This window comes from Neptunicella marina, assembly GCF_014270035.1.
Taxonomy (GTDB): domain Bacteria; phylum Pseudomonadota; class Gammaproteobacteria; order Enterobacterales; family Alteromonadaceae; genus Neptunicella; species Neptunicella marina.
Genome location: NZ_JACNEP010000013.1, coordinates 71,346 through 95,602 on the forward strand (window position 1 = coordinate 71,346; position 24,257 = coordinate 95,602).

The window sequence follows — 24,257 nt, forward strand, 5'->3', positions numbered from 1 at the left end:
TTTACGGCGGTGGTGGCAATTTTTACTTTACCACCAAATGACAAGTAATGACGCGCCAACTTGCTGTTGACATCGCTCTTGTAAAACTATTGATAGGTTCGCCCCTGATGTTTTAACCAACCATTTAAATGGCGGCCGGAAGGATCATGATGCGTCCAGTGCACCACACCCCCTTTTTCATTCCATTCATACTCACCATAAAAGGCAACATCATCACCTTGTTTTAAGTTGGCAATTCGTGGGGCTAAATCGATATTATGCGCAATCAAAATTGTGAGATTATTATGAAGCTTTAAGATAAAGCGCTGGTGGCGCGAGCCTTTATTATCATCAGCCAACACCCTGACTACCGTACCACTGCCATTCACCTGAACATCACTCAGCTTCTTACCAAATGCCGAATCAATGTCTCCCGCCTGTACCAGTTTTGTGGTTAACAATAAACATAAATAAAGGATGGCTGGTGCTAGAGCGTGTTGATCTTTGCTGTATATTTTTGCAACGAGTTGCGCGGTATTTAAACCATGAAGCACGAATGTAGTGTAGTTGTTCTACATAAATGAGTGCTGAAGCAGTAGAAATGCCGCGCAAACGTTGCCCGAAGGGTTCGTCCTAAACACATTTTACTCTTTGTTGCTTATTTTTGACTTAATCCATTAGGCCTACAAATAAGCGTCGCGATTAAAAAGCGTTTAGTTAGAACAAAATTCATACAGCAAAGATCAACACGCTCTAATACTTTCATTTAAATCAAGTCCTTTAATAACCAAGAAAAGCTTGCGTCCGTGCAGCGTTCAGCTTTGCCTTAAAAATAACTCTGAGCTGTCAGCCTGAACGTTTTTAGTCCGCTCCTCAATCCAGAAACACTGCGCTTAAAGATACAAACACGCCAATTAACAACATAAATAACAGCCAGCTACTGTGAGCTTTTGGGAGGCAAAATTGTTTCTGATGATATTCCAACATCAACCTTTTATCACCGTGGAACTGACCAAAACGATTAATCTGGTACAAAGGCTCATCAGGTAATTGCACAAAGTACTCTGGATATTGAGTCAAAAAATTACGCAAGTTATTAGGCCCGATCTGAGTTTCTTTGGCCAGCGTAAAGATACCAACGCCTTTCGGCGAATAGGTATTAAGTACCGATAAAATTTTTTCCAGCTCGCGTGCTTTCATCATTCCCTCCTGACTGGAGCGTTAATGCTGATAAACGCTATTTGACTGCAATGGCGATTTCCACTTCATTAGCACTTTTATAAAACTCAAAGTCACTGGTGTAAGCACGATGATGTGGACAATCCGGTTGGTTGAAATATTCCCACACTTCGCCCCACAAACTAATGACAGCCTGTGGCATTTCGCCGGTTTTGCTAAACACTAAATACTGACCGGATTGAATATTCGTCGATTCACTCTCCTCCAAAAGGTCTGCAGACAGAGTATCGGCAGCCGCAAAGATATCGTATTCACCCCGGTAATCAGACTGATAGTGACAATATACGCCATAAATTTTGCTACCTGGTGGCAATTGCGGCATCACGTCCTGATAAAAATGCTGCCATAAACCGGCGATTTTAGCTGTGCTTGTGTCCATTTCAGCGGCATTGGTTGTACGCACTTTAATGCCAGTGACGCTAAATCCATTTATGTGTTTTAACTCCACGTTCTATCCTTTTTAATCCGTTGATTTACATTGTTTTGGGAGCGCCAAATGCCTTGCTATAAAAACCCGACGGGTCAAAACAGCACACGCGTTTTTTACCTTTGGCCAGCATATCACACGCATCATGAATACGTTTGTCGCGGGTTTTAGCCTGTTTAGCGGTTACGATCCAATGGATCCAATCTATTCGCGCTATTGTTGTGGTTGCCAGCCAGGTATTTAAGGCGTCAGGGGCATTGTGTAATGCCTGATTTAAATCTTGAGGCACTTCAGGCTCTGGCTCGGGTTTAATCATATCCAGCTCAATCTGTACTCGCTGATCAAACTCACAACCGGTTTCTTTTAGCCAATCATTATCCACTTTAAACCAGTGACTTTTTTGCCCATCCGGTTCAAGCAACACCTGCGCAGCATGTCCGTTGAGTAATACATTAACAGTCATTCTGCCGCGTCTGGGTAACTTTTCGCTGACTTGCAACGGCAACACTACAAATGCCCAGGGTGCTTCATCACCCATGTTTTTAGGACATAACAATGTTGTATCAAAGCTGGAATAGGTGTCTAATTCTGGAATTAACATAAGCCCCCTTTATATATGGCTGCACTCAGCAAAAATAATATTACCTTTATCTGATTAATACCGTTAATCATCTACTTTATTACCTTTGCTGGTGTGAAGAATATTTACAAACACATTTATCAATACAAGGCACAACATAAGCGGCCACCACCAACTGCTAAAGGTATCCATTACAAAAGACCAGTGGGTGCCATTGTTATCATGAAAAATCCCCGAAGGATTGTTAAACCACTCCAATAATGTGACCACAGCGGCAATCAAAACGCTAACAATCACAGACTTAATCAGTGAGTTTTTTAAATAAAAACCGATACGCATAGCTGTGGCTCACATTTATTCACTAGATACATTGCTAATGAGGCGCAGATGAGTCCAATAGTTGCTCAATACTCTTTACCACCAAATCGGGGTCTGTAATGTGCAAATGGTGGCGGGTTGAGGTTGAATACACCACCTTAGAATGGGTGGATAATGATTTAAATTGTGCATCTGCACCGGCAAAAAGTTCATCCATTTTTTTAGCAATCTCACCTGGTACAAACGGCGGATCGTAACGTTCACCTTTGTCTGCGGCACGCACCACAATCACAGGTTTGTGACCAAAATTTTTGGCGTGGTTTAATTGCTGATAGCTTTGCATATGGTCAACATTTTCTGGAACACGTTTAAACATAGGATCATGCACACTTTGTTCAAACTGCATGTATCCCATAAGCTCCTGATTGTCGCTGCTAAAATTCGCTGGCCAGCGTGTGCCCATGGTATGGAAATAGCCGATAGGGCTGGGATCGATAAATGCCGCACCCAGTACTTCATCGGAATACAAATTATTAAAAGCACTAATGATATAAATAGCGTATGAACCACCGGCAAAATAATAGGGTGGTTTAACTTCGGCTTTTTCAAGCAAGGTATGTAAACGGCTTGCCATATCATTGACAGTAAAAGGTACCGGCCCTTTTTCACTTTTACCAAGGCCCGAGCGGTCGTACAAACAAATACTGAAGTCGCTTTGTAACCGCGCAATATTATTTAACCACACGCCATCAGAACCAGAACGCCCAAAACCTTGTTCAAGAATTAAAATCGGTTTGTCATTTTCAAAGCATTCCAAATACAACTTAAAACCACCCACATCGTACATTCCCGATTTGGTTGGCGTGATGGGAGCTTCATCGGCGATAGAAAAGAAACTCGCTAGGGACAGCATTAATATCAGAATTTTATTCATTACAGTTCCTTCGTAACTACTTGAATTTATATATCTTTATTGTCTGGTTACCTTAACCCTTTATCTAGAATAAGTCATTGATGGGTGACGTTTTCTGCAAAGTGATTAAGCTCATCAAGTGAGCGAATGATAAAAAGTGACTTACCAGCAGCGAGCTGTTTTAGGTTTTTAACAAAATCTTCGTTCCAAAACCTGGGGCACATACGCAATGTTTTGTAGCTTTGTATGCTGCCTTTAAGAACAGAACTGCCATCTGGCCAACCTTCCGGTTTTACAAACAAGCCTTTTAACAAGCGTTTGGTCACCAGCCAATAACTGATTGCATAAGGTAGGTCAATATAAACCAGTGTATCGGCTGCTGCCAGGCGCTGATTAAATGCTGATAAAGGGCCAAAGCCGTCCATAACCCAATGTTCGGATTGCAGAATTTTCTGATGCTGTTGCTCAAAAAGATCTTGCGGCGCCAGCTCTCCATTGGGCTGATAAACCAGAGAATCGAGTTGATACAAAGGCAAATCCCTGGCCTTCGCCAATGCCTTACTTAGGGTTGATTTACCACTGCCGGGTTTACCAAATACTGCGACTTTTTGCATACTGCCTCCTTTTTATATTCCACCAAGGCAGATAAACAAAACCCACCTTACGCGGTGGGTTGATTAAACGATTTACATGACTAATCCCACCATTCCTAAGGAATGATGATAATTCGAAAAAATGACAAATAAGGATTAGTTTTCATGGGGTTATATTTCTATACAACCTGAGAAGTGTCAATATAGAAATAGGGTATACCAGACAAGATGTGGACAAATAATCAACACACGCAAATTGAGTTCAGCTATCTGTCCTTTGTGGTTATCAGCACAATATTATTCATCAATAACAACAAGCCTTGCCTGGAACCTGCTAAAAAAGCGACCACCCACTCACTCTACAGAATCGGTCAAATATAGTCAGAAAAATTATTTTCATGCATTGATAAAAAATACTTGCGCAGAAATTCATCAGGCGTAATATGCGCGCACTTTGCTGATAGCCAATCAGCGTCTGGGCTCCTCCGAGCGCCGGCGAGTAACTATTCAGAACTGATTAACCGCTGTAAATTCAGGTTCAGATTAACCTGTTTTACGGTACTCGTTGGCCCACTACACAGTAACCCGAGGTTACGTGAGGACCCTTAATGGCACCTGCTATTCTTGAGATGATTTCATCTCAACCATCTGTTATCGAACACATTGATTTCACCAGCGAAGCTGAGCGTATTCGTTCTTTAGTTGCAACTCATGGTTCACCTTTATTGATTCTGGATTGCGATGCAGTTCGTCGTCAGTACCGTGCACTGAGTGATGCACTACCAGGTGTTGAATTGCACTACGCCATCAAACCGCTGCCACATCCTGCTGTTATTTCTACCTTGATGCAGGAAGGTGCGCGCTTTGATTTAGCCACCAATGGTGAAGTGGATATGGTTGCGGAACTGGGTTTAGATCCTGCGCGTACCATTCACACGCATCCCATTAAACGTGACAGCGATATTCGTCATGCGTTGGATTACGGCTGTCGTACTTTTGTGATCGACAACCCGGATGAGCTGAAAAAATTCATCCCATATGCGGCTGATGTGCAATTGTTGTTGCGCCTGAGTTTCCGCAGTCCGGATGCCAAAATCGACTTATCCAAAAAGTTCGGTTGCGACCCGGCTGTTGCCATGGCATTACTGCAACAAGCGGCAGACTGGGGCATCCGCATTTTGGGTTTATCTTTCCATGTGGGTTCGCAGTGTGCTGAACCGACGAAACATGTGGAAGCTATCCGTTCATGTGGCGGCATCATTATGCAAGCGGAAGCATTAGGTTTACCTGCGTTATCGATTGTGGATATCGGTGGTGGTTTCCCGGTGGATTATCAGGACAAAGTGCAGCCGATTGATACATTCTGTGCGCCTATTCGTGACGCACTGGCAGGTTTACCTGCGGGCACACGATTAATTGCAGAACCGGGGCGTTTTATTGCTGCACCCTCAATGACGGCTGTGTCATCAGTGATGGGTAAAGCCAAACGTGAAGGTCGCTGGTGGTATTATCTGGACGACGGTATTTACGGTTCGTACAGCGGTAGAATTTTCGACTACACCCACTACCCGATTGATAGCCTCGACTTTTTTGGCGAGCGCAGTTCAAGTGTATTAGCGGGTCCAACCTGTGACAGCGTGGATGTGATTGAAGATAACATTATGCTGCCAGAGCTGGAATGTGGTGCACTCATCGTCGGCCGCATGATGGGTGCCTATACCTCAGCCACCGCTACCGATTTCAACTTTTTCCGTAAAGCGGAAATTGTGGTGGTAAACGACGCAGTAAGCGAAGAATACAATGTGGTGCCGTTAACCGCATAACTCGCTTAACAGCACTGAGGGTTCGGTTAAACAATCAAGCAGCGATGAGTTTTGAGAGCTCATCGCATGCGCTGCTGGTTAATGACAATAATGTCACCTGAGGGTATGCGGAAATACACAATATGTTTATCCGGACCATTTTTGACAAACGTAATGCCATCAAAAAAACCGCATTATCATTAAAAGCAATCAGGCGGTGACGCACAAATCCGTGTTGTCCTTCCCACGCAGATAACCCGGGTGACAGATGTTTTACCTGATATTCTATCGACTTGCCTGTCTGCACAAACAGATTAATCTCGTAAAACAACACAGCGCCTTCATTGCTCCAGCCCCGGGCAAATCCGGCAATTTGCTGCGCCTGTTTTTCCAGCACAATATGTTGCTGCATGCCATCCGGTAATCCGCCTTGCCAACTGCCGGTTAGCCACTGCACCAGATCTAAGCTGGCATCGGGTGAAGAACGCGTTTCATCCCAAACCATCACTCTGGCATTAGTCAGATTTTGTTCTTTAGCCAGTACCGCTTTGTTCACACAAAGTGATACAGCAAAACATAAGATAAAGCTAAAACACTTCATATCACTGCTCCCCAATCACTATGATTCGGCAGTACAGCGTTTAACTCTGAATCACATTACAATGGCAACGTTTATTTAATGCGCATTATTCCCAGTAATATACAAATAGCACCACCAATCATGCCTGCCCAAGCTTCAATGGGTGTATCACCGTTAAACACACGGGTGACTTCGGCACTCACTGAGTCATACACATCATATCCCCAAAGCCCCAACGCAACGCCAGCCGCAATTAAAATTAAACCTACAATTTTATTATTCATATTTGTTCCTTGTATTTTTATTGTTTAACTGTTTTTCATTAACGCGAGTTTGCTGCCAAACCCAATAAATACAACACCGGTTACCGAGTTCAACCAACGTCTAAAGCGGGCGTTAGCGGCAACTGTTTTCACCTTAGACATCATCATCACCATGGCGGAAAACCATAACAAATTCACCAGCGAATGGGCGGTGACCAGTGCATATGCGCTTAAAGGGCTACCCTCAATGGAAATAAACTGTGGGAACGCCGCTAAATAGAACATCGACACTTTAGGATTTAATACGTTAGTTAAAAAGCCTTCTGTAAAAGCACGTTTTAATGAGACGGATGTTTTTGTAGTGCTGGTCTGGTTTATTGAATTTACCGCCGGGGTTTTGTAAGCGTTAACCAGCGCTTTTACACCTATCCAGATTAAATACGCAGCCCCCAGTAATTTAAAAATGGAAAATGCCAAAGCCGATTGCACCAACAAAATCGAAATACCAAAAATCGACAATGTACCGTGCACATAAAAAGCGGTGACAAACCCCCACACATTGGCAAAGCCAGCCTGTTTACCTGAAAGAGGCACCGTTTTAGCAATTAAAAATCCATTTGGCCCCGGTGAAATCACCAGTAAAGTTGCGACTGCGATAAAGGTAATGACGCTATTAATATCCATATTAATCTCCTTAATGAGCTGCCAGCTCAGCTATTTGCGTGTCTGAAATATAAACGGTAACAACCCGCCAGTCCTAAACAAATACAACCGGGGATCAGTAATGCATTAAATCTGAGTAAATTAAACCAGTAAGCGCCACAAAAAGCACCCACAATAAAGCCCCCAATAATCAGTAGAAACAGGATGGCTTTGCGTTTATCAAAAGCATCACCGCGCATCAATGAACCCAGCATAATCCCCAGGTCAGTAAAGATCCCCGTTAGATGAGTGGTACGAATAATGGCACCACTATAAGCGGTTGCCAGCGCATTTTGTAATCCACATGCGGCAGACGCGGCATAATGACCATAAAAGGCGTTTTGCGATAATAAATAAAATGCCAGAAATATTAACAGGGCTTCCAGTACTAACGCGGTATCGTAATGACGTCCCAGTTTGGCGGTAGTGCCGTGCAATAAAAAACCGGAAATCGCCGCACCAATAAAAAATGAAAACAAAATACCGCCTAAATGCAGCATGTTCTGCGTAGTAGAAGACAAAAAGCTGGTAGCAAACAAGGTTGCAGTCCCCGATACATGCGACACAGACTGATGCTCAAATCCGAGTAAACCTATGGCATTAATACTTCCCGCCACCAAGGCCAGTACAAACGCCCCGTACTCAATCCACTTTGGCAACTTTGTTATCACGGTTTATTTCCCGCCATTATTTCCTTCCATTATTCAACGTTATGTATTGCCAACCCCATCAGCGCCGGGTTCCATTTTTCGGGAATAACGTCCCGGTGACACGCCGGCATAACGGGTAAAAGCCACACTGAATGCGCTGGATGAACCATATCCCACATATTCGGCTATCTGTGCCACAGACTTATCACGCCGACATAGTTGTTCTTTAGCCACTTGCATGCGCCATAACAAGATATATTCCATAGGCGATACACCAACTTCTCTTGAAAAGCGTGAAAAAAATGCGGAACGCGAAAGCGACGCAATACTGGCCAACTCTGCGATTGTCCAACCATAGGCAATATCTGCATGGATTTTCCTGAGTACTATCGATAACCGGCTATCTCCAAGACCTCGTAAAAGACCGGGAGGTGCTAAGCTTGTTATAGTTGAACGCATGGCCTCAACCAGCATTAGATCCACCAGTCTGGATAACATTACTTCACTGCCGGGACTGGATTCAGCGGCCTCTTCGCCAACAATTTCTACCAATAACGCCAGACGTTGTGAGTCTTTAACATGCACGATATCGGGCAATAATGAAACCAGAAGTTCTGCATCAGCCGATTCAAACTTAAACGACCCTCCAAGCGAACGCATATCGGGTAGACCATCAGGATCACCATAGCGTAACTCATTAACGCCTCCGGCGACCTGATTGGGATCAATATAAACCGGAGGCGCTCCTACCTGACTGGAAATTGAAAACTCAGGAGTGGCTGGCAATAACACAAAATCTCCCGCAGAGATGCTAACAGGCTCATGTCCCTGCACGGCCAGTACGCAAGTACCTTCAAGCATAATACAGAAGCTGGGCTCGCCAAATTTACTGTAACGCACCGACCAGTGTCCTTTTCCACTGATGATATTGGCAAATACCGCACGTGGGCGAAGTAACTCAACAACTTGTGAAAGGGGATCATGCATAAATGGACTTTGACTAAATTATTTAGCACTTTTAGTTATCGTAAGTCCAAAAACAATCGCATATCGTTTGCTCCGGGTCAATCAACTAAGGAACTACAATATGAAAACTGTATTAATTACTGGCTGTTCGTCAGGTTACGGACTGGAAACGGCACGTTACCTTCAGGCACAAGGTTACAATGTCATTGCAACTATGCGTAAACCGGATTTATCACTTTTCTCTGACAGCAATAATGTCAGAGTACTGGCGCTGGATGTCACCAGTGATGCAAGTATCCATGCAGCAATCGAAGAATGCGGGCCAATAGATATATTAATCAATAACGCCGGTATTGGATTACTGGGCGCCTTTGAAGCGACGCCGGTTAATACAATACGCGAGGTATTCGATACCAATACATTTGGTGTAATGGCGATGTGTCAGGCCGTTATCCCGCAATTTCGCGAACGTCGAGCCGGTACCATTATTAATGTGACTTCGTCGGTGGTATTAAAAGCCCATCCTCTGGTGGCGGTTTACACCGCAAGTAAAACGGCTGTTGATGGGTTTTCGCGTTCATTAGCTCATGAGTTAGAGCAGTTTAATATCAGGGTAAAACAAGTGGAACCGGGTTATGGCCCCACCACCGCTTTTGCCGCCAACGGACAACAGCGAATGCAGAATTTACTGCCTGAACCCTACATAGAATACGCCAGTAAGCTTTTTGCGGAATTTGCCAGGGCGACGGATTACACCTTAGAGACAGACGTTGCTGAAACCATTTTAAAGGCAATAAATGAGCAATCTGACGTCACACATTTTCCAGCGGGTGCCGATGCCATTGCGCTGGTAACACAATAGAAGTCAGCTCCTAACCTATCTGCCTTTGCAATTTTAACAAGAGGCAACGCTATATTTGCTCATTCTCCAAACAGCGTTGCCTCATATACAAAAATAATGGCAATCCCAATGAAACACCGACAAGAAAAGTTGCGGCGATTGGCAGCCCTGCTCCTTTCATGCTGATTCGGCGACTTTCATATACAATAAACACCACCAGCACCATTGCCGACACCACCACATCCAAAGCAAAAAAAGCTGCAATAGCAGATGTCATCAGCGCCTGCATAAAAAGGTGAATATCGAACCCATGTTGCATTAACCAGGGAATAAACCGCGAAAATGGCAACAAGATCCCCAACAAGCACAACACTAAATACACAGACTTAAGATTCATAATCACTCCGCATGATTCAGGCTGACTTTAGCTTAGGCTTAACCAAAATCACCAGGGCGATACCGCCTAGAATAGCTAACGACGCCAATGTTAAGCGCAAAGTAACGGGCTCATTAAGAAAAACGATACCGGCAATGGCAGCGATAACAGGAACACTCAATTGCATCGTCGCGGCAGAGGTGGCTTTTAAAGCAGGTAACGCCGCATACCATATGGCATAGCCCACGCCGGATGCCAACGCCCCCGAGGCAATGGCATAAATTATCCCTGCCCAGTCAAGATTCAAATCGCTTAACATGAATAAACTTAATACCAGCGCCAACGGCAATGAGCGAACAAAATTACCGGCAGTAATTTGAGTTGGATTGCCGGCTCCTTTTCCACGTAAGGAATAAACACCCCACGCCATACCCGCTAACATCATCAATAATGCCCCACCAGGTGGTGGTGCCGATAATCCCGGCAACAGCAATCCCACCAGACCCGAAAAAGCCAATAACAGCCCCAGAATTTGCCAGTGAGTAAAACGTTCTTTTTGCCAGATACCGTAACCAATCATGGTAGCCTGCACCGCACCAAACAGTATCAATGCACCGGTTCCGGTGGATAAACTGATATAAGCAAAAGAAAAGCCTGCCGCATAAGTAAATAATGCTAAGGCAGACAACCAGTTTCCACTTGAGACTTGAGGTTGTCGCTTAGCTTGCAGTAATAACCACAGTACCAACGCCCCCGACACTAAACGAATGGTGGTAAAACTGGCAGCATCGATACTGGTGTTGCTCAGTGCCGCACGGCAGAGTAACGAATTCGCCGCAAACGCAATCATGGCCAGCGTACTCAATAGCATGACGCGTAATCTGGCTTGCTGTGAACTCAATGACTGCATATTAATTACCTTGCTCACCAAGCATAAATACTAAGGTTGAAATACACGCCTAAAACTAAACGCGTAAGGGCTCTCACCATTGGCACGCAAATGTGTAAGTCGCTCAATGGCTTCCTCGACAGTGGGAGTATGCTCTGGCGCAATCCAGCACAACACATAATTAGCTTCTAGCATGGGGTGAAACCATTCTTTTTTACGCGCCATAAAGTCTTTATGATGGGTGCGGAACATAAAATCTTTCAACGTTTCAACACTTTTCCATACCGACATATTTACCAGCATGTCGGGATCATTCATAACATCTATCGCGGTTGCATCACCACTTTCATCTTTTAAACGCCAGATAAAACCTTCACTGCTCTCCGCCAGCGCATTAATGATGTCTAAATTATTTACAAAATCAGCAATTTCAGGTGCGTCGAGTGAATATTTAGCTTTAGCGAGATTTAACTGAGCGAGATGCATACCTTTTCCTTAAGCAGTTTAAACAGTTATGCAGGCAGAACCTGAAGCATGAGCATAATAACGTGGTTGAATGGCTAATCTTGCGTCAAATTGAACGAAAACAAGGCTTCCAAAGCAGAATATTTTTAATCACCCAAACCAGCCAGATCCAGTTAATACCCGGTTAATCAGCTCAGATAACGAAGACTTTATGTACTCCTGGCGATAATCTGATCGACGATTCCATGCATGGATGTTGACTGAATATCTGGCTTTAAATAAAGCGGATGATAAGGCGCACCACTACGATTAATAAAGGCCGCTTTTAAACCGGCGGTTAACGCTCCATGCGTATCCCAGTCATGGGTTGCCACCAAACGCAGGTTTTCCACAGGCTGGCTCAGTTGTTGAGCAGCAAATTTATATACTGCCGGGTTGGGTTTAAAACTACCGGTTTGTTCTACTGAAATAATCTAGTCAAACAATGGAGTTAAACCTGCGTTTTCAATTTGTGATGCAATCAAGTTGGACGAAGAATTAGAAAACGCCACGGTTTTAAAACCATTTGACCGTAACTGCTTTAATGACGGCTCAATATCAGCATGAGCAGACAAGCTGGCAAATCCTGCCAGTAGTTCACTTCGGGCACCATCAGTTAACCGACAACCATAATGGGTGGCAACCGAATCCAGCATGGTGGAGGCCAGCTCGGCGAAATTGGTTTTAACCTCTGTCGCGATACACACCGTAGAGGAATGCAGCAACTTTGAAAACCACAAAGCTATCGCCGCGTCGCTGCCAAAAACCGCTTCAAACTTAGGTTTCAATGACGCCAGATTCAGCACAGTCTCATTGATATCGAACAAAATAATGTCGTTTTGCATAACAGCTCCTATAGAGTCTATTTATGCTGCAAAGACTCGTTTTATTCTATCGATAACGCCACTTTGGGAATACCATGCGACGGCACCCATTGTTTAAATTCCACAAAGCCGTGTTTTTTATATAAGTCGATTGCAGGTATATTTACAACAGCCGTTTCAACCACTGCCTTTTGATGCTCATACGAATCCAGCACAAAGCGAATTAACTTACCGGCAATGCCTTTTCTAAAATGATCGGGATCCACTACCAAGCTATCGATATCCAGCTGAATGCCATCAAACACAATTTCAATAACACCGGCAACACAGCCATCTTCAAGATATGCATAAAACTGTGAATCTGACTGCTGAATATTTTCAATAGACCGCAACAAAGGCGGAAAATTTTCCACGCCAATGATATCGGCTTCAATCTTATAGGAGCGTTGGAATACCTGATGAATTTGTTGCGCTATCTGGTCGCGCACATGCTCTAGTTTTTTGATCATATAAATTCACTTTTAAACATCACAAATATGAATCGCATTTTGTAATGATGTGACCTTATCGGCCATTGAATCAGGCGTGGGGATAAACTCCTGCGCCAGGTAGCCCTTAAATCCAGTGTTCAGAATCGCACGTGCAATGGCCGGATAAAACAGCTCCTGGCTGTCGTCGATTTCGTGACGGCCCGGTACTCCCGCGGTATGGTAATGACCAAAATACTGATGGTTGTCGGTAATGGTACGGATAATATCGCCTTCACTAATTTGCATATGATAAATGTCATACAGCAATTTAAAATTAGGTGAATTTAGGCGCTTACACAGCGCAATACCCCAGGCTGAGTTATCTGCAAAATAATCGGGGTGATCCACCTTGCTGTTAAACAGCTCCATTTGCAGCACCACGCCACGTTTTTCGGCATGAGGCAGAATCTGCCGCAAGCCTTTTACCGCGTTATCCAATCCCTCTTCCGGAGCCATGCCACGTTTATTACCGCTAAAACAAATCAGATTGACGTAACCGGCATCGGCAACCAAATCGATATGACGATGATAACGTTTTATTAATTCGTCATGAAACTGCGAGTCGCCCCAACCATCGGTCAGATTAAGCTCAGCACCGTTACACATGGAGGAGTTAATGCCATATTTTTTTAGCGTTGGCCAGTCGTCTGGCCCCACCAAATCAATGGCAGAAAAACCGAGTTTGTTCGCAACCTGACACAACTCCTCAACGCTTAAATCGCCAAAGGTCCAGCGCGCCACCGAATGATGAATATTGCCTTTAAGCGCTGTATTTTTGGGCGCAAAGTTTACATTGGCATCATCAGCTAACAAGTTGGCAGAATGGCCCGCAAGTCCAATACCGGTCGCCCCAATCGCTAATTGTTTTAGCACCTCACGGCGCGAAGCCGAATGCTGCTCAAGCTGACTCTTTTTTAACTCAGTCACGGAAAATCTCCTTTACCATTAACTTTAACGTTAATCTGATGTTAACAACATTAAAACCAGCAAGTGTGAGAGAGTTAGCGAAATATCGGTTTTTATTATGAGATTTTCGGCGTTGGGGTGAGTCAATAAGCACCGAATAATAATGGCTAACTTAAACGCATCTAATCATCTTAATATGTGGAACACCTGTACGCCCGGCTACATAGGATTCACCTGAGGTTTTAAAACCGAGTTTTTGATACATGGTGACGGCGTGCAATCTGGCGTTTAAATAAATCACTTGTGCACCATTTTCACAAGCCGTGTGAGTAAGCTTCGCAAGAATTCGTGTCCCCAGTCCCTGTCCTTGCATATCGGGACGAACAACCATTTGAGAGATTTTAAATACTCCCGGACTTTCCTCACTTAATCGCCCGTATGCGTAAAGAGAATTTCTCTCCTTTATTGCAAAATGCAGGCTATTTTTTTCGAGATCATCAAACAGTACCTCTCTTGGTAAATCTGGCTCCCGAAAAAACAGTTCATAACGCAAATCTAATGCATCTTTATAAAGTGAATCTGTGTTTTGTAACTGAATAAGCTCCATTTTATCTCCCTACAAATAACGCCAGAGACAGGCAAAATCACAATTGTGATCATCAGGATGTGTTGGTCTTGGGTGTGTATTTATGCAGCAGATACAACATATATACTCCGAGTAAAACGTCGATAGAGCCACAAAACTCCGGCCACCAGGAAGGGGCAACAGAATCACGATATAAGCTGAGATGTATTACATCGTAAACACCATGGCCTATAAAACCTAAAGCCAGTAATAACAGACCTGAAACACGACTAGCTTTACAGGCTACCACAGCGGTAGCAATGAAAAACACACCGGTAAGAATTTCATTTAACAGAGCACTGCCATCTTTCGCGTAGACAGCAAAAACCCAATAATAAACAGGAAAAGTAGCCAACAGCAGAGAATACGCCCATTGTCGTTTCTCATAACCTGCCTTGTTAAACCGATATATGATTAACCACGCAACTAAAACACCAACCATGAGTGCTGTTGTGTTCATATTTACCTAGTGCCTTGTTAAAGGGTGAATATTAGCGAACATTGCCAACATCATTTTTATGGCCGCAACGGGTTTGAGCAACATGTTACACCTTGATCTTGTATTTAAGATCATTTGCCTCATCACCCGTCATACCACGGAACCCCCATTGATAGGGAGCTTGCTCTTTGATGGTAATTTCAACGTCTACCGGAGATATTAAAAGCTGCGATCCAATGTTTTGAAATAGCGCTTTAATGAGATTTTTTTGCGTTTCCGGTTTCCGACCGGCCATCATGTTTATCTCTATAACGGGCAAATAAAATCTGGCTACACTATCTGCCTGATCGCTATTTGCATTCCAGCAGGAATTTATTGGGATGAGGCCAGACTTGCTGTTCAGGCTTATCAAACTGCATTAATTCAATTAAATTTGCACCGTCTTTTATAAATGCCGTTTTAACGCCATCACAAGGACTGTTTGGTTGCAAAATAATCTCCCTTCCTTTTAATGCGGCCAGTAAATCGTCAACAACATATGCGACATGGGGCTGCGTTTTTATTATTTCTGGCAAATCATTGTCATCATCAAACTGCATCCACTCAACAGCATAAGGCGTATCAAAATAGCCCTGGGCACTCATTTTCAATGCCTCGTTATAAACACCACCATGCAGCTTCTCGTTAACAGGAATACCCACATGATGAAACGTCATTTTTTGAGTCTTCATCGATCCCAATTTACCCTTCTCATATAACGTCGCTTTAATCGGCCTGGTCGTATTTATTATGTATGTGCAGCGACGCGAAACCGAACATACGGTAAGCATTCCAAAACACAAATATCAGCTATAGCTCTTTGACCATAAAATATTTACAGCCTGTTTTAGGATACCCCTGTTGCACCCATTCAATTTTATAACCATGTTTTTGATAAAAAGGCATTGCCTGAAAGTTTAATGTGTCTAAAAGACACTTAATACAACCGCGCTCTCTACCGGATGCTTCAATTTCTGTCAGGATTTTACTGCCTATATTTTGACCGCGCAGTTCATCTGAAACCCACAAAGTATCTAATAATAACCAATCACCAAATGAACGGGCTGCAGCACCAGCAACGACTTCACCCTGATCATTTTTGATTTGTACTGCTAAAGGTAACCTCTCACTGACTTCCCAATTAGCCCAATTGAATTCACTAATTTTGTGACTAAGATAGTCAATAAGTTCTTGTTGTGGATTTTCCAGTACTTCAATGTTCATGCATACTCCGATTTATCCCGTACTGCTAATACCCAGTTATGGGCAGAATGTGACTGGTAAGAATGTCGAGTGAAGCGAACAAAACCAGCTGTATTTAGTTCGTTTAAACAACCTGTCGGGTAAAGAACTCCATGAGTTCATGAACAATGCCAGACGGGTCTTTAAAGGCTGCATAGCGCCCCCACTTATTCTGATTTGGCGACTTATGCACAAAAACAACACCTTTAGACTTCAGCTCTTCAATTTGTTTATCCAGATCCTCAACAGTGAACACCAATGTTGAATTTGCATTATATCCATGCTCATATTCGATTGACTCCATGCCCCCCTGGAACATATATACTTCGTGGTTGCCAATGTTTAATTTTACTCCACCTGCAAATTCTTCAATTACTTCCAGACCGAGTACATTGACATAAAAGTCTTTTGAAATTTGAAGGTTATATACAACTAATAAGGTTGATGGATTTTCCAGGTTTATTTTATTTCTCCTTACATTTAATACCCCGGCAAAGGAGTCAAAACATGTAATAAGTCGCACGCAGGTAGCGATTTTTTTGCTGACGTAGTTAATTTGCCCTGCTTGTTGACTGCCCCGATATTTATAAAACATCATGCACAGATTGATTTAGATTTGGCACTTAAAAATTATTATTTTTGATACCGCTTCAATCGCCAATGACAGTAAATGTGGTGTTCCATATATTACAAATTTCCTGAAGCTCCTCGGCAGCGACTTTGCCTGACATGTCCTTAATGGTTAGATACAGATTCAGTCCTCTGCTAACAACCATTTCATATCCTGGAAGAGCATAAATACGCTCAAAAAAGATGTTTTCATCTTCACTGCACTTAAATACTGGCCCGGGAATTTCGATAACCATTTTCGACTATTCGTCCCTGTTTCCCAAGTTGGAGAAATAGGGCCCTTCAGCTTCAATAACACACTGTTCAAGCTCAGGAAACTGCGCAATATCATTAATATTTGCTTCTCTAAAATTCAAAATCTGTCTGCTCTATGTTGATAGTCGGGTACTTACCATAACGCCCACAACAAGCCGGAATGGAAGTGCGAGAACGGAGTTTCAGCCCCGGGGGCTATCGTGGTTGTGATTATTATGTGTTGGTTATCCATGCTGACCCTATAAAACACACTAAGGAAATTAGGACACCAATAAACGGTATTTTAAACCAGTATTTTTTAGCTAAAACTAAATACGCAATACCAACAGCGACTGGAAGAACAGAAAACCACAGCGAATTTTGTATCAATTCAAAATGGTAGACAGCCAACGGAATATAAATAGCGGCCAACAACATTGTTCCTAAACTGTGGCTGGCATTGAATCCTACCCACGCGCGCCACATCGTTGTTTCTCTTGTAAGTTGTGGAGACGTACTTTCCATAGCTTGGGCGACTGCAGGATCATAAGGACTAAACCTTTCTGTGAAAAAGGTATAGATCAAGTGAACAGTGCCAAGCACACCAAATATTGAAACCCCAATTATTAATAATATTTGATCCATGTTCCTCTCTTTTTTGACACATAACGCCCTGTTAATGGGCAAAACTCAACACCTTGTTAGCTGCACACTACCAGGTTTCCTTTCGTTGAATTATCTTACATTTACTACACTCATATTCTTGCTTTTTTATTCCATCCCAGTCCCGTTCCGAAATCAGCTTCCATGAATGCCAATTTATATGGTATCCAATCAAATGCTTTAACAAGACAGGGACCATAATTACGCTCGAAAGAATAAAGAACCAGTTATCTAAAGCAAAATTTACATATTCCATGGCTAATTCTCAGTAAAGCTAACGCCGCCAACAGGCGACCATTTGAATGTGGAGCCTTTAATTTTAATCACGACATAATGCTCGATGGAAAAACTGTCACAGCTTTGATTGGTTTGTGGTTAGCATACAAACCTAGCCTAGACAAACAGGTTTAAGAAACCTGAAAAACCAAAAAAACCAAGAAACCCCAAGTAAGACGCCAGCTTAAGATATGTATTTGTACTGCCCCAAACTGAGAAAGCACCAAACGCTCCGAACCCGGAAAAAGCAGGATCGTAAAATCCCAGAAGGCCAAATAAGCCAAGTAAAGCCAGATATCGCACTTTCGACTGAGGATGTTCTGATGAGTCATGTTTCATTTTTAAATCTCCCTGTAAACCAAATTGATACTGCATCCTGCTATGCCTTACGGCGCATACGCGAGGCAGCCGCATGTATACATTCCAGCAAACGACATAACTGACAATAGCGCATTTTTAGCCGCCGATTTCAATTTACCTTTTTACTAACCAGGTTGAAAATGAAACTAAACAGAACTAGCGAGACCAGCATGGGAATAATTATTGCGGTTCCCAAATTTCCGAATATGGCGAAAAGTGAAAAGATACCAACGTAAATAAACCCTGCGCCAACCTGCGACTTAACTGTGAGCGGCCGCGGTGAGTTGGTAGAAAAATACCAATTAAATGCGCAGTAAATAACACCGAACACTGTGACAATATTTGAAACGAAGAAAATAGGTTTAGGACCGTTAATAAATAATCCCACAACCGATAAAAACACGGACAAAACAAGTAAAGCTAAAAATGGTTTACTGTATTTAAGACTTCTACTGGATAACACTGATGAAGGCGTGTCTAATTTCTCTAAAGGTACTTGTAACGCCGCGGCCAGACATACTTTTGTTTCCAGTGATGCTCTCCCTTCTGATTCGACACGTTGTATTGTGCGTAAACCTAATCCACACGCCTTCGCTAGCTGCTCCTGAGACCAACCAGATCTTTTCCTGAGCGTTTTCACAACATCTGAATTAACCATTAATTCCTTTTCCATTTTCAATTCCCCTAAGTTTTAGCAGAGGAACTTACTATCGAAAAATTTTCTGCAATTATCTACGTCAGTTTGCCGCCATCGCCCGCCAGACACCCGCCAATTTTGGTGCTAGCTTGCATCCGGAACAAAAATTCACATCATGACTTAACGTGTAGAATGAGATCCAGCCTTATAGAAGACAACCGGAGCTAAAGCATACCAAACCAGTGCAACCAGATATGCGGCTCCGGCAATCACATCACGGTTAGCAAAATACTCATTTAATGACAGCCCTCTTAACGTTAACACTACAGTAAATTCGACCGACAACAGTAAAAGCAGCGCAACAATACCAACTAACCAAGCGCCAGATGGATTTAACACGTTTTTATTTTTAGCTACCAGATGGCGCGCTACAACCCAGCAAACAATCATCATAACTGGCGTTTCCATTAGCTCCGCATTGCGCTCACCTATAAAATCTACCACAAACAAAACTCTTACCGTGCCAAGCACAAAACCGGCTGCAAAAACACATAAGAAATAGAGTATGGATATTCTTATTGCCTGAACCATTATGGATTGTCCTCGCATGTCCCAGTCCTTTTCCATTACAGCACGTAAATGAATATGTAAACAGGCTTAAATCTTACGCTGGCCTAACGACCTAATAAGAGCCAAAGGCCCGGGGTGCACTTGAACAAATTGTGAGGAGTTAAGTGCAGTCAATACCCACCGGGCAAACACCCAAAGCAGGACAAGCCATATAATAATGATAATTACTGCCGCAGAATAACTGACAGGTTTTCCGGCTACCTCTTGTGCCTGAAGCCGGGCGGACTCCATTACTGAAGGTGGGGTTAAACACATGATAAGAGCCAGGCCAGCAGGAATAATTATGATGTCATCCAGGAGGCCGATGATAGGAATGAAATCAGGGATTAAATCTATTGGACTTAATGCATAAGCAGCTACGAGGATTGCTAAAACCCGAACCAGGAAAGGCATACGCGGATCCCTGGCTGCATAGTAAATTGCCAGAGTTTGTGCCTTGAGTTTTCTAGCGTTCTCTTTTATCAACTGGAGCTTCATAGAAACTAACACTTGCCTAACCGGCGTAAAATAGCAGGCAAAAATTAGCGATGAAGGAGCGCAACCTGCTTTTTTGCGTCCTCTGGTTCAGGCACTTGTTAGTTGCCGATTTCTTGGACATATCTATAGGACGTTTTAGTAAAGCCTATTTTTTCATAATATTGCTGTGTGGCTTGACGAGCTAAAGATGTCGTTACTTCTAGTTTTGAACAAAGTCGTTTCTTACTCAAACCTTTTGCAAAATCAATTAACTGGCTTCCCACCCCAGCGCCTCGGGAATTTTGATCAACAACGATTGCCGTAATTCTGCAAATTTTTTCTTGAGACGGAAAGTAATCGAAATAAATGACGCTCATTAACCCGACAACCTTATCGCTTCTTTTGGCAATGTAAATTTCATCTCTTCTGTCGGTTTGAGCTAATACTCGCTTTAAATCTTCCAACGTACTGTCATAGCCAAGCTGCGAAAGTAGTTTTAACGCTTCACTGGCATGGCCAGGTTCAGCTTTCTTTATTTCAGTTTTACTCATATTTTTCACTTGGCAACTAACGCTCTGCGAAGGGGCAAATGTGAGCGTAGCGAGTGGCTTTCCGATGATTTAACTTGTTATGCTGCAGTTAGATCTAACTTGTGTAGATTGCCTAACTTAGCCGTCCTTTTTGCCTGCCAAAGATCATAATTGTCTTGCATGGTTAACCAGCTTTCCGGGGTTCGGCCAAGAACTTTGGCAAGCCTCAGTGCCATTTCTGGACTGACGCCACTCTGAGTTCTGAGAATACGATTTAGGGTGGAGGCTGCAACATCCAAGTGCTTTGCCAGGTTTCGACAACTGACGCCAAATGGCTCCATATAAGTTGCAGAGATAAACTCTCCTGGATGTGGTGGGTTATACATAGTCATTAGTGGTAATCCTCGTAATTTACGATATAAGCATCACCATTTTCGAACTCAAAGGTTATGCGCCAGTTTCCATTGACGGTAATTGACCAAGTTTCCTTTCTTTGGCCCTTGAGCTGATGCAGCCTGAAGCCAGGGATATCAATATCTTCAATGACATGCGCAGTATCCAAAGCGGCCAGCTGCATGCGAAGCTTACTCGCATGTTTGGCTTGTATACCTTTTTTACTACCGCTTTCGAAAAACAGCTGAAGGCCTTTATGCTTAAACGATTTTATCATCGCCAAAGTGTAGCATGTTGCGCAACACTTTCAATAAGCATACCCCTTTTAACGACGGAAAACGCGAGCGCAGCGAGTGGTTTTTCGATCGTTTAACTTGTTATACAAGATTATTGTGCCGCCCTTTCCGTCTTCCAATACCAGTTTGTGATTTACATTCCAAGCTCACAAAAGCATGAGGCAAGAAAGAAAGTAGAAAGGTACTCAACCCCAAAGAAACTGAATTTGTTATTGGATAGATCATACAAGCCAAAGCAAAAAATAAAGCGAATAATATCGTAGCAATAAGCTGTGACCCGGCTGTAGGTTTTAGCTCAGATCCGCACAGAGTACATCGAGGCTTAACTTTAAAAATAAGCTGAAATCTTTGAGATAATGAAACTCCATTTTCTCCGCAAACTGGGCAATTCAAATCACACTCCTTTGTGTATAACGCTACGCTACATTCCGCCGCCTTTTTGGCGTCAATTTGAGCTGTTTGTTATACATTTTTGTCATTCTCTTTTCCGTGCCAAATTCTTAAAATATAAATAATCTCATCGGTAATTAGATAACGAACCGTATATTGACCAACATAGAGATCACGAATTCTTTCTGGATCAGAAGCTTTTAAAACGGGCAAGCCAATCTGAGAGAATTGTTTAAGTTTCTGAACGCCCTCTTGAAGGTCTATGGCAATTCTGCGAGCAGCAAATGGATTCTTGTTTTCTAAGAATTCAACAACTCGCTGGAGATCCCCAATCGATTCTGGTGAATATTTGACATTCATGGTTTAGGAGCAGAGGTTCTCGCGCCAGTACCCCAGCTATTAAGCCAAGCATTAACGTCTGCCTCGTCTACAGACTGACCTGATTTTATAGACTCCAGAGCTTCCAGCGTATCTTGCCATCTGGTTTCTTCAAGTGACTGCCTTGCCAAAAATTCCCTTACCGCCTGATTTATAAGGTAATTTTTACTCCTATCGAGCTTCTTCGCGAGATAATCTAAAGGCTTATCCACATCGTCATTAAGGCGAACACTTGTAATACTCATATTCTCATCCAACTGTAACCATTTGTATTACATGTTAGTACAAAGGCGAAAGACGGAATAGATAAATTTATAACGCCGCTGTAAGTTTTGACTTTGTAGTGGAGGGTTTGTGGTAGCGTAGCGTCAATCCACAAAAGCCGGAACGAAAAAGTTGTCAACTTGACAGCCTTGTTAGGGCTAACCCCGCCCCTCTTTATATTCTTTTAGTTGCTCACTATTAGTAGGCCATTGGGCTTTATAAGAACAATATATATTTGCATTAGGTTTATGATTTGGCTCTTCATCTAATGTGCCAAGCGCAATTTCATAACCGGTATTATTACCTTTTACCTTATAAAATAAACTTGAACCACACTTCTCGCAAAAACCTCTCTCTGCAACTTCAGATGACTCATACACCTTTATGTGTGACTCACCTTTTAGCCATGTGAAGTTTTCAGGCTTTACCCCAGCAAAAGTGGCAAATGCAGCGCCGCTACTCTTTCTACACATAGAGCAATGACAATTTGCGATATTTGGCTCAAATTCATTTACTCGATATTGAATTGAACCACATAGACAGCTACCTAGCATAATTTCCCTTATTGCCCTAACGCTTTACTCACCGGAAAATCAAAAGCAGAGTGAAGCGACACTTTTGATTTTCCGCTGGAGTTATTTGTTAGGCAATGGTTCTACCTTTTCGTTTAGTGATGTACGGTAGCACAAACAGATATAGACCAGTTAATAGCATTAAAAGGAGCGGGGGTAATGGCGAGTAAGTTATCCACCACGAAGGCTCAGCGGAATCTTCAGCTCTGGCTACGAAATTAGCAACTACGGTGACCGTAAAAACAATCGATAACCAACGGTGGCTTTGTCGGACCCATAAATTCCAGTTCATTTAGAGCTCCCTGATTGTGAATTGGGTGCAACTTCGATCATTTTCCATCCGTTGCCAGACGGATCCCGAAAACCGGCATCCACCGTACCATATCGTTCCATGGGCTCCTGAGTAAATTCCACGCCACATTTACTCATACGTTCATAAGCAGCACGACAGTTATCCACCAATAAAACTAAAGGAGGCATGGCTCCCTTTGCTACTACCTCATGCAAGGTCTGCGCTGTCGCGATGTCATGCACTGGAGGACCCGGTTTGAATAAGCCAAGTTGGAACGAAGGCTGATCTGGATGCTGTACAGTCAGCCAACGATAGTCGCCATTACGTACATCTGTATGAACAACAAACCCTAACTTCTCGACATAGAATGAGAGTGCCTCATCTTGATCTCGCACATACAATCCAGCCGTATTAATACCTGTAGTCATAAAACTTCCTCATTTAGATTGGAGTTTTAGCTTGCCAGCAACCTCCAGTCGGCGCTTCTCCGAAACTGCTATATTGAGATTTGGACGATCAACTGCACGAATAACGCATTCGGGGATATCCTGCCGCGCATGTGATACCGAGCATTCTCGTGCTCGAAACTCCCCGGGACTTTCACCAGTAATATCACTGAATATGCGCCCAAAGGTGCCAATACTATTCCAGCCAGTTTGCAGTGCGATTTCAGTAATGGGTAGTTCAGTGTCGCGGAGTAGAGCCATCGCCCGTTCTATACGACGGGTGAGCACGTAACGGTGCGGAGGTGAACCGAAAGCTTTTTTGAACTGTCGCGCAAAATGAGCGACCGAAACAAAACTTACTTGAGCCAACCGCTTTATTGACCAATCTTCATGGGGCGCACCGTCAATACAATCTTTCGCTCGCAATAATCTGCGCAATAACTCGGGACTTTGAATCATATTTGTCTAACGCTTCAAGCAGGGGCGCAGCTTTGCTGCGTCCATTACCTTGACTTGTTAAGTTGCTTTGCTTTCTTTTTATCGCGAACCCACAAGACTGAGCCGTTTGTTTTCTTCATCTCAA

Annotated in this window: 40 protein-coding genes; 2 read left to right on the forward strand and 38 right to left on the reverse strand. The window is 43.1% G+C overall.

The window, feature by feature from the left end:
- Nucleotides 1-86: 86 nt before the first annotated feature.
- From H8B19_RS14595 to H8B19_RS14625, 7 genes are all read right to left on the reverse strand, one after another.
- Nucleotides 87-440, reverse strand: a complete 354-nt coding sequence (locus H8B19_RS14595; RefSeq protein WP_194362731.1) for a DUF3465 domain-containing protein — start codon at nt 438-440, stop codon at nt 87-89.
- Nucleotides 441-852: 412 nt separating this feature from the next.
- Nucleotides 853-1,182, reverse strand: a complete 330-nt coding sequence (locus tag H8B19_RS14600) for a hypothetical protein (protein ID WP_186507627.1) — start codon at nt 1,180-1,182, stop codon at nt 853-855.
- Between the two features lie 34 nt (nt 1,183-1,216).
- On the reverse strand, nt 1,217-1,666 hold the full coding sequence (locus H8B19_RS14605; protein ID WP_186507628.1) for an effector binding domain-containing protein: 450 nt from the start codon (nt 1,664-1,666) through the stop codon (nt 1,217-1,219).
- 25 nt (nt 1,667-1,691) lie between these two features.
- A complete protein-coding gene (locus H8B19_RS14610; protein ID WP_194362732.1) occupies nt 1,692-2,246 on the reverse strand; it encodes a YdeI/OmpD-associated family protein in 555 nt (184 codons plus the stop codon).
- 63 nt (nt 2,247-2,309) lie between these two features.
- Nucleotides 2,310-2,564 (reverse strand): hypothetical protein, encoded by a 255-nt coding sequence (locus H8B19_RS14615; RefSeq protein ID WP_186507629.1) that lies wholly within the window; start codon nt 2,562-2,564, stop codon nt 2,310-2,312.
- Nucleotides 2,565-2,598: 34 nt separating this feature from the next.
- Entirely contained in the window at nt 2,599-3,477 is an 879-nt protein-coding gene (locus tag H8B19_RS14620; RefSeq protein ID WP_186507630.1) for an alpha/beta fold hydrolase, read from the reverse strand.
- A 74-nt stretch (nt 3,478-3,551) separates the two neighbouring features.
- Nucleotides 3,552-4,070 (reverse strand): P-loop NTPase family protein, encoded by a 519-nt coding sequence (locus H8B19_RS14625; RefSeq protein WP_186507631.1) that lies wholly within the window; start codon nt 4,068-4,070, stop codon nt 3,552-3,554.
- A gap of 587 nt (nt 4,071-4,657) precedes the next feature.
- Here H8B19_RS14625 and H8B19_RS14630 point away from each other — a divergent pair.
- A complete protein-coding gene (locus H8B19_RS14630) occupies nt 4,658-5,872 on the forward strand; it encodes a type III PLP-dependent enzyme (protein WP_206683192.1) in 1,215 nt (404 codons plus the stop codon).
- Nucleotides 5,873-5,906: 34 nt separating this feature from the next.
- Here the strand turns inward: H8B19_RS14630 and H8B19_RS14635 are convergent, their stop codons facing one another.
- The 5 genes from H8B19_RS14635 to H8B19_RS14655 form a co-directional block, all read right to left on the reverse strand.
- Nucleotides 5,907-6,452 carry a DUF6265 family protein gene (locus H8B19_RS14635; RefSeq protein WP_186507632.1) on the reverse strand — a complete coding sequence of 182 codons (546 nt, stop codon included), beginning with the start codon at nt 6,450-6,452 and terminating at the stop codon, nt 5,907-5,909.
- Nucleotides 6,453-6,523: 71 nt separating this feature from the next.
- Nucleotides 6,524-6,715, reverse strand: a complete 192-nt coding sequence (locus H8B19_RS14640; RefSeq protein ID WP_186507633.1) for a DUF3185 family protein — start codon at nt 6,713-6,715, stop codon at nt 6,524-6,526.
- A 24-nt stretch (nt 6,716-6,739) separates the two neighbouring features.
- On the reverse strand, nt 6,740-7,378 hold the full coding sequence (locus tag H8B19_RS14645; RefSeq protein WP_186507634.1) for a LysE family translocator: 639 nt from the start codon (nt 7,376-7,378) through the stop codon (nt 6,740-6,742).
- 26 nt (nt 7,379-7,404) lie between these two features.
- On the reverse strand, nt 7,405-8,067 hold the full coding sequence (locus H8B19_RS14650) for a DUF1275 family protein (RefSeq protein ID WP_186507635.1): 663 nt from the start codon (nt 8,065-8,067) through the stop codon (nt 7,405-7,407).
- 39 nt (nt 8,068-8,106) lie between these two features.
- Nucleotides 8,107-9,033, reverse strand: coding sequence for an AraC family transcriptional regulator (locus H8B19_RS14655; protein ID WP_186507636.1), 927 nt, complete (start codon nt 9,031-9,033; stop codon nt 8,107-8,109).
- A 100-nt stretch (nt 9,034-9,133) separates the two neighbouring features.
- Between H8B19_RS14655 and H8B19_RS14660 the strand changes: the two genes are divergently transcribed.
- On the forward strand, nt 9,134-9,874 hold the full coding sequence (locus H8B19_RS14660; protein WP_186507637.1) for an SDR family oxidoreductase: 741 nt from the start codon (nt 9,134-9,136) through the stop codon (nt 9,872-9,874).
- A gap of 49 nt (nt 9,875-9,923) precedes the next feature.
- Here H8B19_RS14660 and H8B19_RS14665 read toward each other — a convergent pair whose 3' ends face one another.
- From H8B19_RS14665 to H8B19_RS14785, 26 genes are all read right to left on the reverse strand, one after another.
- A complete protein-coding gene (locus tag H8B19_RS14665) occupies nt 9,924-10,250 on the reverse strand; it encodes a DUF2834 domain-containing protein (RefSeq protein ID WP_186507638.1) in 327 nt (108 codons plus the stop codon).
- A 16-nt stretch (nt 10,251-10,266) separates the two neighbouring features.
- Nucleotides 10,267-11,139, reverse strand: a complete 873-nt coding sequence (locus tag H8B19_RS14670; protein WP_186507639.1) for a DMT family transporter — start codon at nt 11,137-11,139, stop codon at nt 10,267-10,269.
- A gap of 30 nt (nt 11,140-11,169) precedes the next feature.
- Nucleotides 11,170-11,604 carry a DUF3291 domain-containing protein gene (locus tag H8B19_RS14675; RefSeq protein WP_186507640.1) on the reverse strand — a complete coding sequence of 145 codons (435 nt, stop codon included), beginning with the start codon at nt 11,602-11,604 and terminating at the stop codon, nt 11,170-11,172.
- A 188-nt stretch (nt 11,605-11,792) separates the two neighbouring features.
- Nucleotides 11,793-11,975: an HAD family hydrolase gene (locus H8B19_RS18885; RefSeq protein WP_206683193.1), complete on the reverse strand. Its 183-nt coding sequence runs from the start codon at nt 11,973-11,975 to the stop codon at nt 11,793-11,795.
- Nucleotides 11,976-12,056: 81 nt separating this feature from the next.
- A complete protein-coding gene (locus tag H8B19_RS18890) occupies nt 12,057-12,467 on the reverse strand; it encodes an HAD family hydrolase (RefSeq protein WP_206683194.1) in 411 nt (136 codons plus the stop codon).
- Between the two features lie 41 nt (nt 12,468-12,508).
- On the reverse strand, nt 12,509-12,955 hold the full coding sequence (locus H8B19_RS14685; RefSeq protein WP_186507641.1) for a GNAT family N-acetyltransferase: 447 nt from the start codon (nt 12,953-12,955) through the stop codon (nt 12,509-12,511).
- Nucleotides 12,956-12,967: 12 nt separating this feature from the next.
- Nucleotides 12,968-13,903, reverse strand: a complete 936-nt coding sequence (locus H8B19_RS14690) for a TIM barrel protein (RefSeq protein WP_186507642.1) — start codon at nt 13,901-13,903, stop codon at nt 12,968-12,970.
- Nucleotides 13,904-14,054: 151 nt separating this feature from the next.
- Nucleotides 14,055-14,489 carry a GNAT family N-acetyltransferase gene (locus tag H8B19_RS14695; protein WP_186507643.1) on the reverse strand — a complete coding sequence of 145 codons (435 nt, stop codon included), beginning with the start codon at nt 14,487-14,489 and terminating at the stop codon, nt 14,055-14,057.
- 52 nt (nt 14,490-14,541) lie between these two features.
- Complete coding sequence (locus tag H8B19_RS14700; protein WP_186507644.1) at nt 14,542-14,967, reverse strand: hypothetical protein; 426 nt, start codon at nt 14,965-14,967, stop codon at nt 14,542-14,544.
- An 85-nt stretch (nt 14,968-15,052) separates the two neighbouring features.
- Nucleotides 15,053-15,358 (reverse strand): tautomerase family protein, encoded by a 306-nt coding sequence (locus tag H8B19_RS18895; protein WP_186507645.1) that lies wholly within the window; start codon nt 15,356-15,358, stop codon nt 15,053-15,055.
- Nucleotides 15,297-15,677 carry a VOC family protein gene (locus H8B19_RS14710; protein ID WP_186507646.1) on the reverse strand — a complete coding sequence of 127 codons (381 nt, stop codon included), beginning with the start codon at nt 15,675-15,677 and terminating at the stop codon, nt 15,297-15,299. Before H8B19_RS14710 ends, H8B19_RS18895 begins: the two co-directional genes overlap by 62 nt.
- A 118-nt stretch (nt 15,678-15,795) precedes the next feature.
- Entirely contained in the window at nt 15,796-16,209 is a 414-nt protein-coding gene (locus H8B19_RS14715) for a GNAT family N-acetyltransferase (RefSeq protein ID WP_186507647.1), read from the reverse strand.
- A gap of 103 nt (nt 16,210-16,312) precedes the next feature.
- Nucleotides 16,313-16,825 carry a VOC family protein gene (locus H8B19_RS14720; protein WP_241737623.1) on the reverse strand — a complete coding sequence of 171 codons (513 nt, stop codon included), beginning with the start codon at nt 16,823-16,825 and terminating at the stop codon, nt 16,313-16,315.
- 500 nt (nt 16,826-17,325) lie between these two features.
- Complete coding sequence (locus tag H8B19_RS14725) at nt 17,326-17,736, reverse strand: LIC_13387 family protein (protein ID WP_186507648.1); 411 nt, start codon at nt 17,734-17,736, stop codon at nt 17,326-17,328.
- A 411-nt stretch (nt 17,737-18,147) separates the two neighbouring features.
- Complete coding sequence (locus tag H8B19_RS14730; RefSeq protein ID WP_186507649.1) at nt 18,148-18,405, reverse strand: hypothetical protein; 258 nt, start codon at nt 18,403-18,405, stop codon at nt 18,148-18,150.
- 94 nt (nt 18,406-18,499) lie between these two features.
- Nucleotides 18,500-19,063 (reverse strand): helix-turn-helix domain-containing protein, encoded by a 564-nt coding sequence (locus tag H8B19_RS14735; RefSeq protein WP_186507650.1) that lies wholly within the window; start codon nt 19,061-19,063, stop codon nt 18,500-18,502.
- Between the two features lie 144 nt (nt 19,064-19,207).
- On the reverse strand, nt 19,208-19,636 hold the full coding sequence (locus H8B19_RS14740; protein ID WP_186507651.1) for a hypothetical protein: 429 nt from the start codon (nt 19,634-19,636) through the stop codon (nt 19,208-19,210).
- Between the two features lie 48 nt (nt 19,637-19,684).
- Complete coding sequence (locus H8B19_RS14745) at nt 19,685-20,146, reverse strand: YkvA family protein (protein WP_241737624.1); 462 nt, start codon at nt 20,144-20,146, stop codon at nt 19,685-19,687.
- An 86-nt stretch (nt 20,147-20,232) separates the two neighbouring features.
- The gene (locus H8B19_RS14750) at nt 20,233-20,664 is read right to left on the reverse strand and encodes a GNAT family N-acetyltransferase (RefSeq protein ID WP_186507652.1); all 432 of its coding nucleotides are present in this window, start codon (nt 20,662-20,664) and stop codon (nt 20,233-20,235) included.
- Nucleotides 20,665-20,741: 77 nt separating this feature from the next.
- Nucleotides 20,742-21,035, reverse strand: coding sequence for a HigA family addiction module antitoxin (locus tag H8B19_RS14755; protein ID WP_186507653.1), 294 nt, complete (start codon nt 21,033-21,035; stop codon nt 20,742-20,744).
- Nucleotides 21,035-21,313: a type II toxin-antitoxin system RelE/ParE family toxin gene (locus tag H8B19_RS14760; RefSeq protein WP_186507668.1), complete on the reverse strand. Its 279-nt coding sequence runs from the start codon at nt 21,311-21,313 to the stop codon at nt 21,035-21,037. Before H8B19_RS14760 ends, H8B19_RS14755 begins: the two co-directional genes overlap by 1 nt.
- Before the next feature lie 481 nt (nt 21,314-21,794).
- The gene (locus tag H8B19_RS14765) at nt 21,795-22,082 is read right to left on the reverse strand and encodes a type II toxin-antitoxin system RelE/ParE family toxin (RefSeq protein WP_186507654.1); all 288 of its coding nucleotides are present in this window, start codon (nt 22,080-22,082) and stop codon (nt 21,795-21,797) included.
- The gene (locus H8B19_RS14770) at nt 22,079-22,345 is read right to left on the reverse strand and encodes a CopG family ribbon-helix-helix protein (RefSeq protein ID WP_186507655.1); all 267 of its coding nucleotides are present in this window, start codon (nt 22,343-22,345) and stop codon (nt 22,079-22,081) included. The genes H8B19_RS14765 and H8B19_RS14770 overlap by 4 nt, the downstream gene beginning before the upstream one ends.
- A 177-nt stretch (nt 22,346-22,522) precedes the next feature.
- Complete coding sequence (locus H8B19_RS14775; RefSeq protein WP_186507656.1) at nt 22,523-22,918, reverse strand: GFA family protein; 396 nt, start codon at nt 22,916-22,918, stop codon at nt 22,523-22,525.
- Between the two features lie 306 nt (nt 22,919-23,224).
- The gene (locus tag H8B19_RS14780; protein WP_186507657.1) at nt 23,225-23,656 is read right to left on the reverse strand and encodes a VOC family protein; all 432 of its coding nucleotides are present in this window, start codon (nt 23,654-23,656) and stop codon (nt 23,225-23,227) included.
- Nucleotides 23,657-23,665: 9 nt separating this feature from the next.
- Nucleotides 23,666-24,133, reverse strand: a complete 468-nt coding sequence (locus H8B19_RS14785; RefSeq protein ID WP_186507658.1) for a helix-turn-helix transcriptional regulator — start codon at nt 24,131-24,133, stop codon at nt 23,666-23,668.
- Between the last annotated feature and the right edge of the window lie 124 nt (nt 24,134-24,257).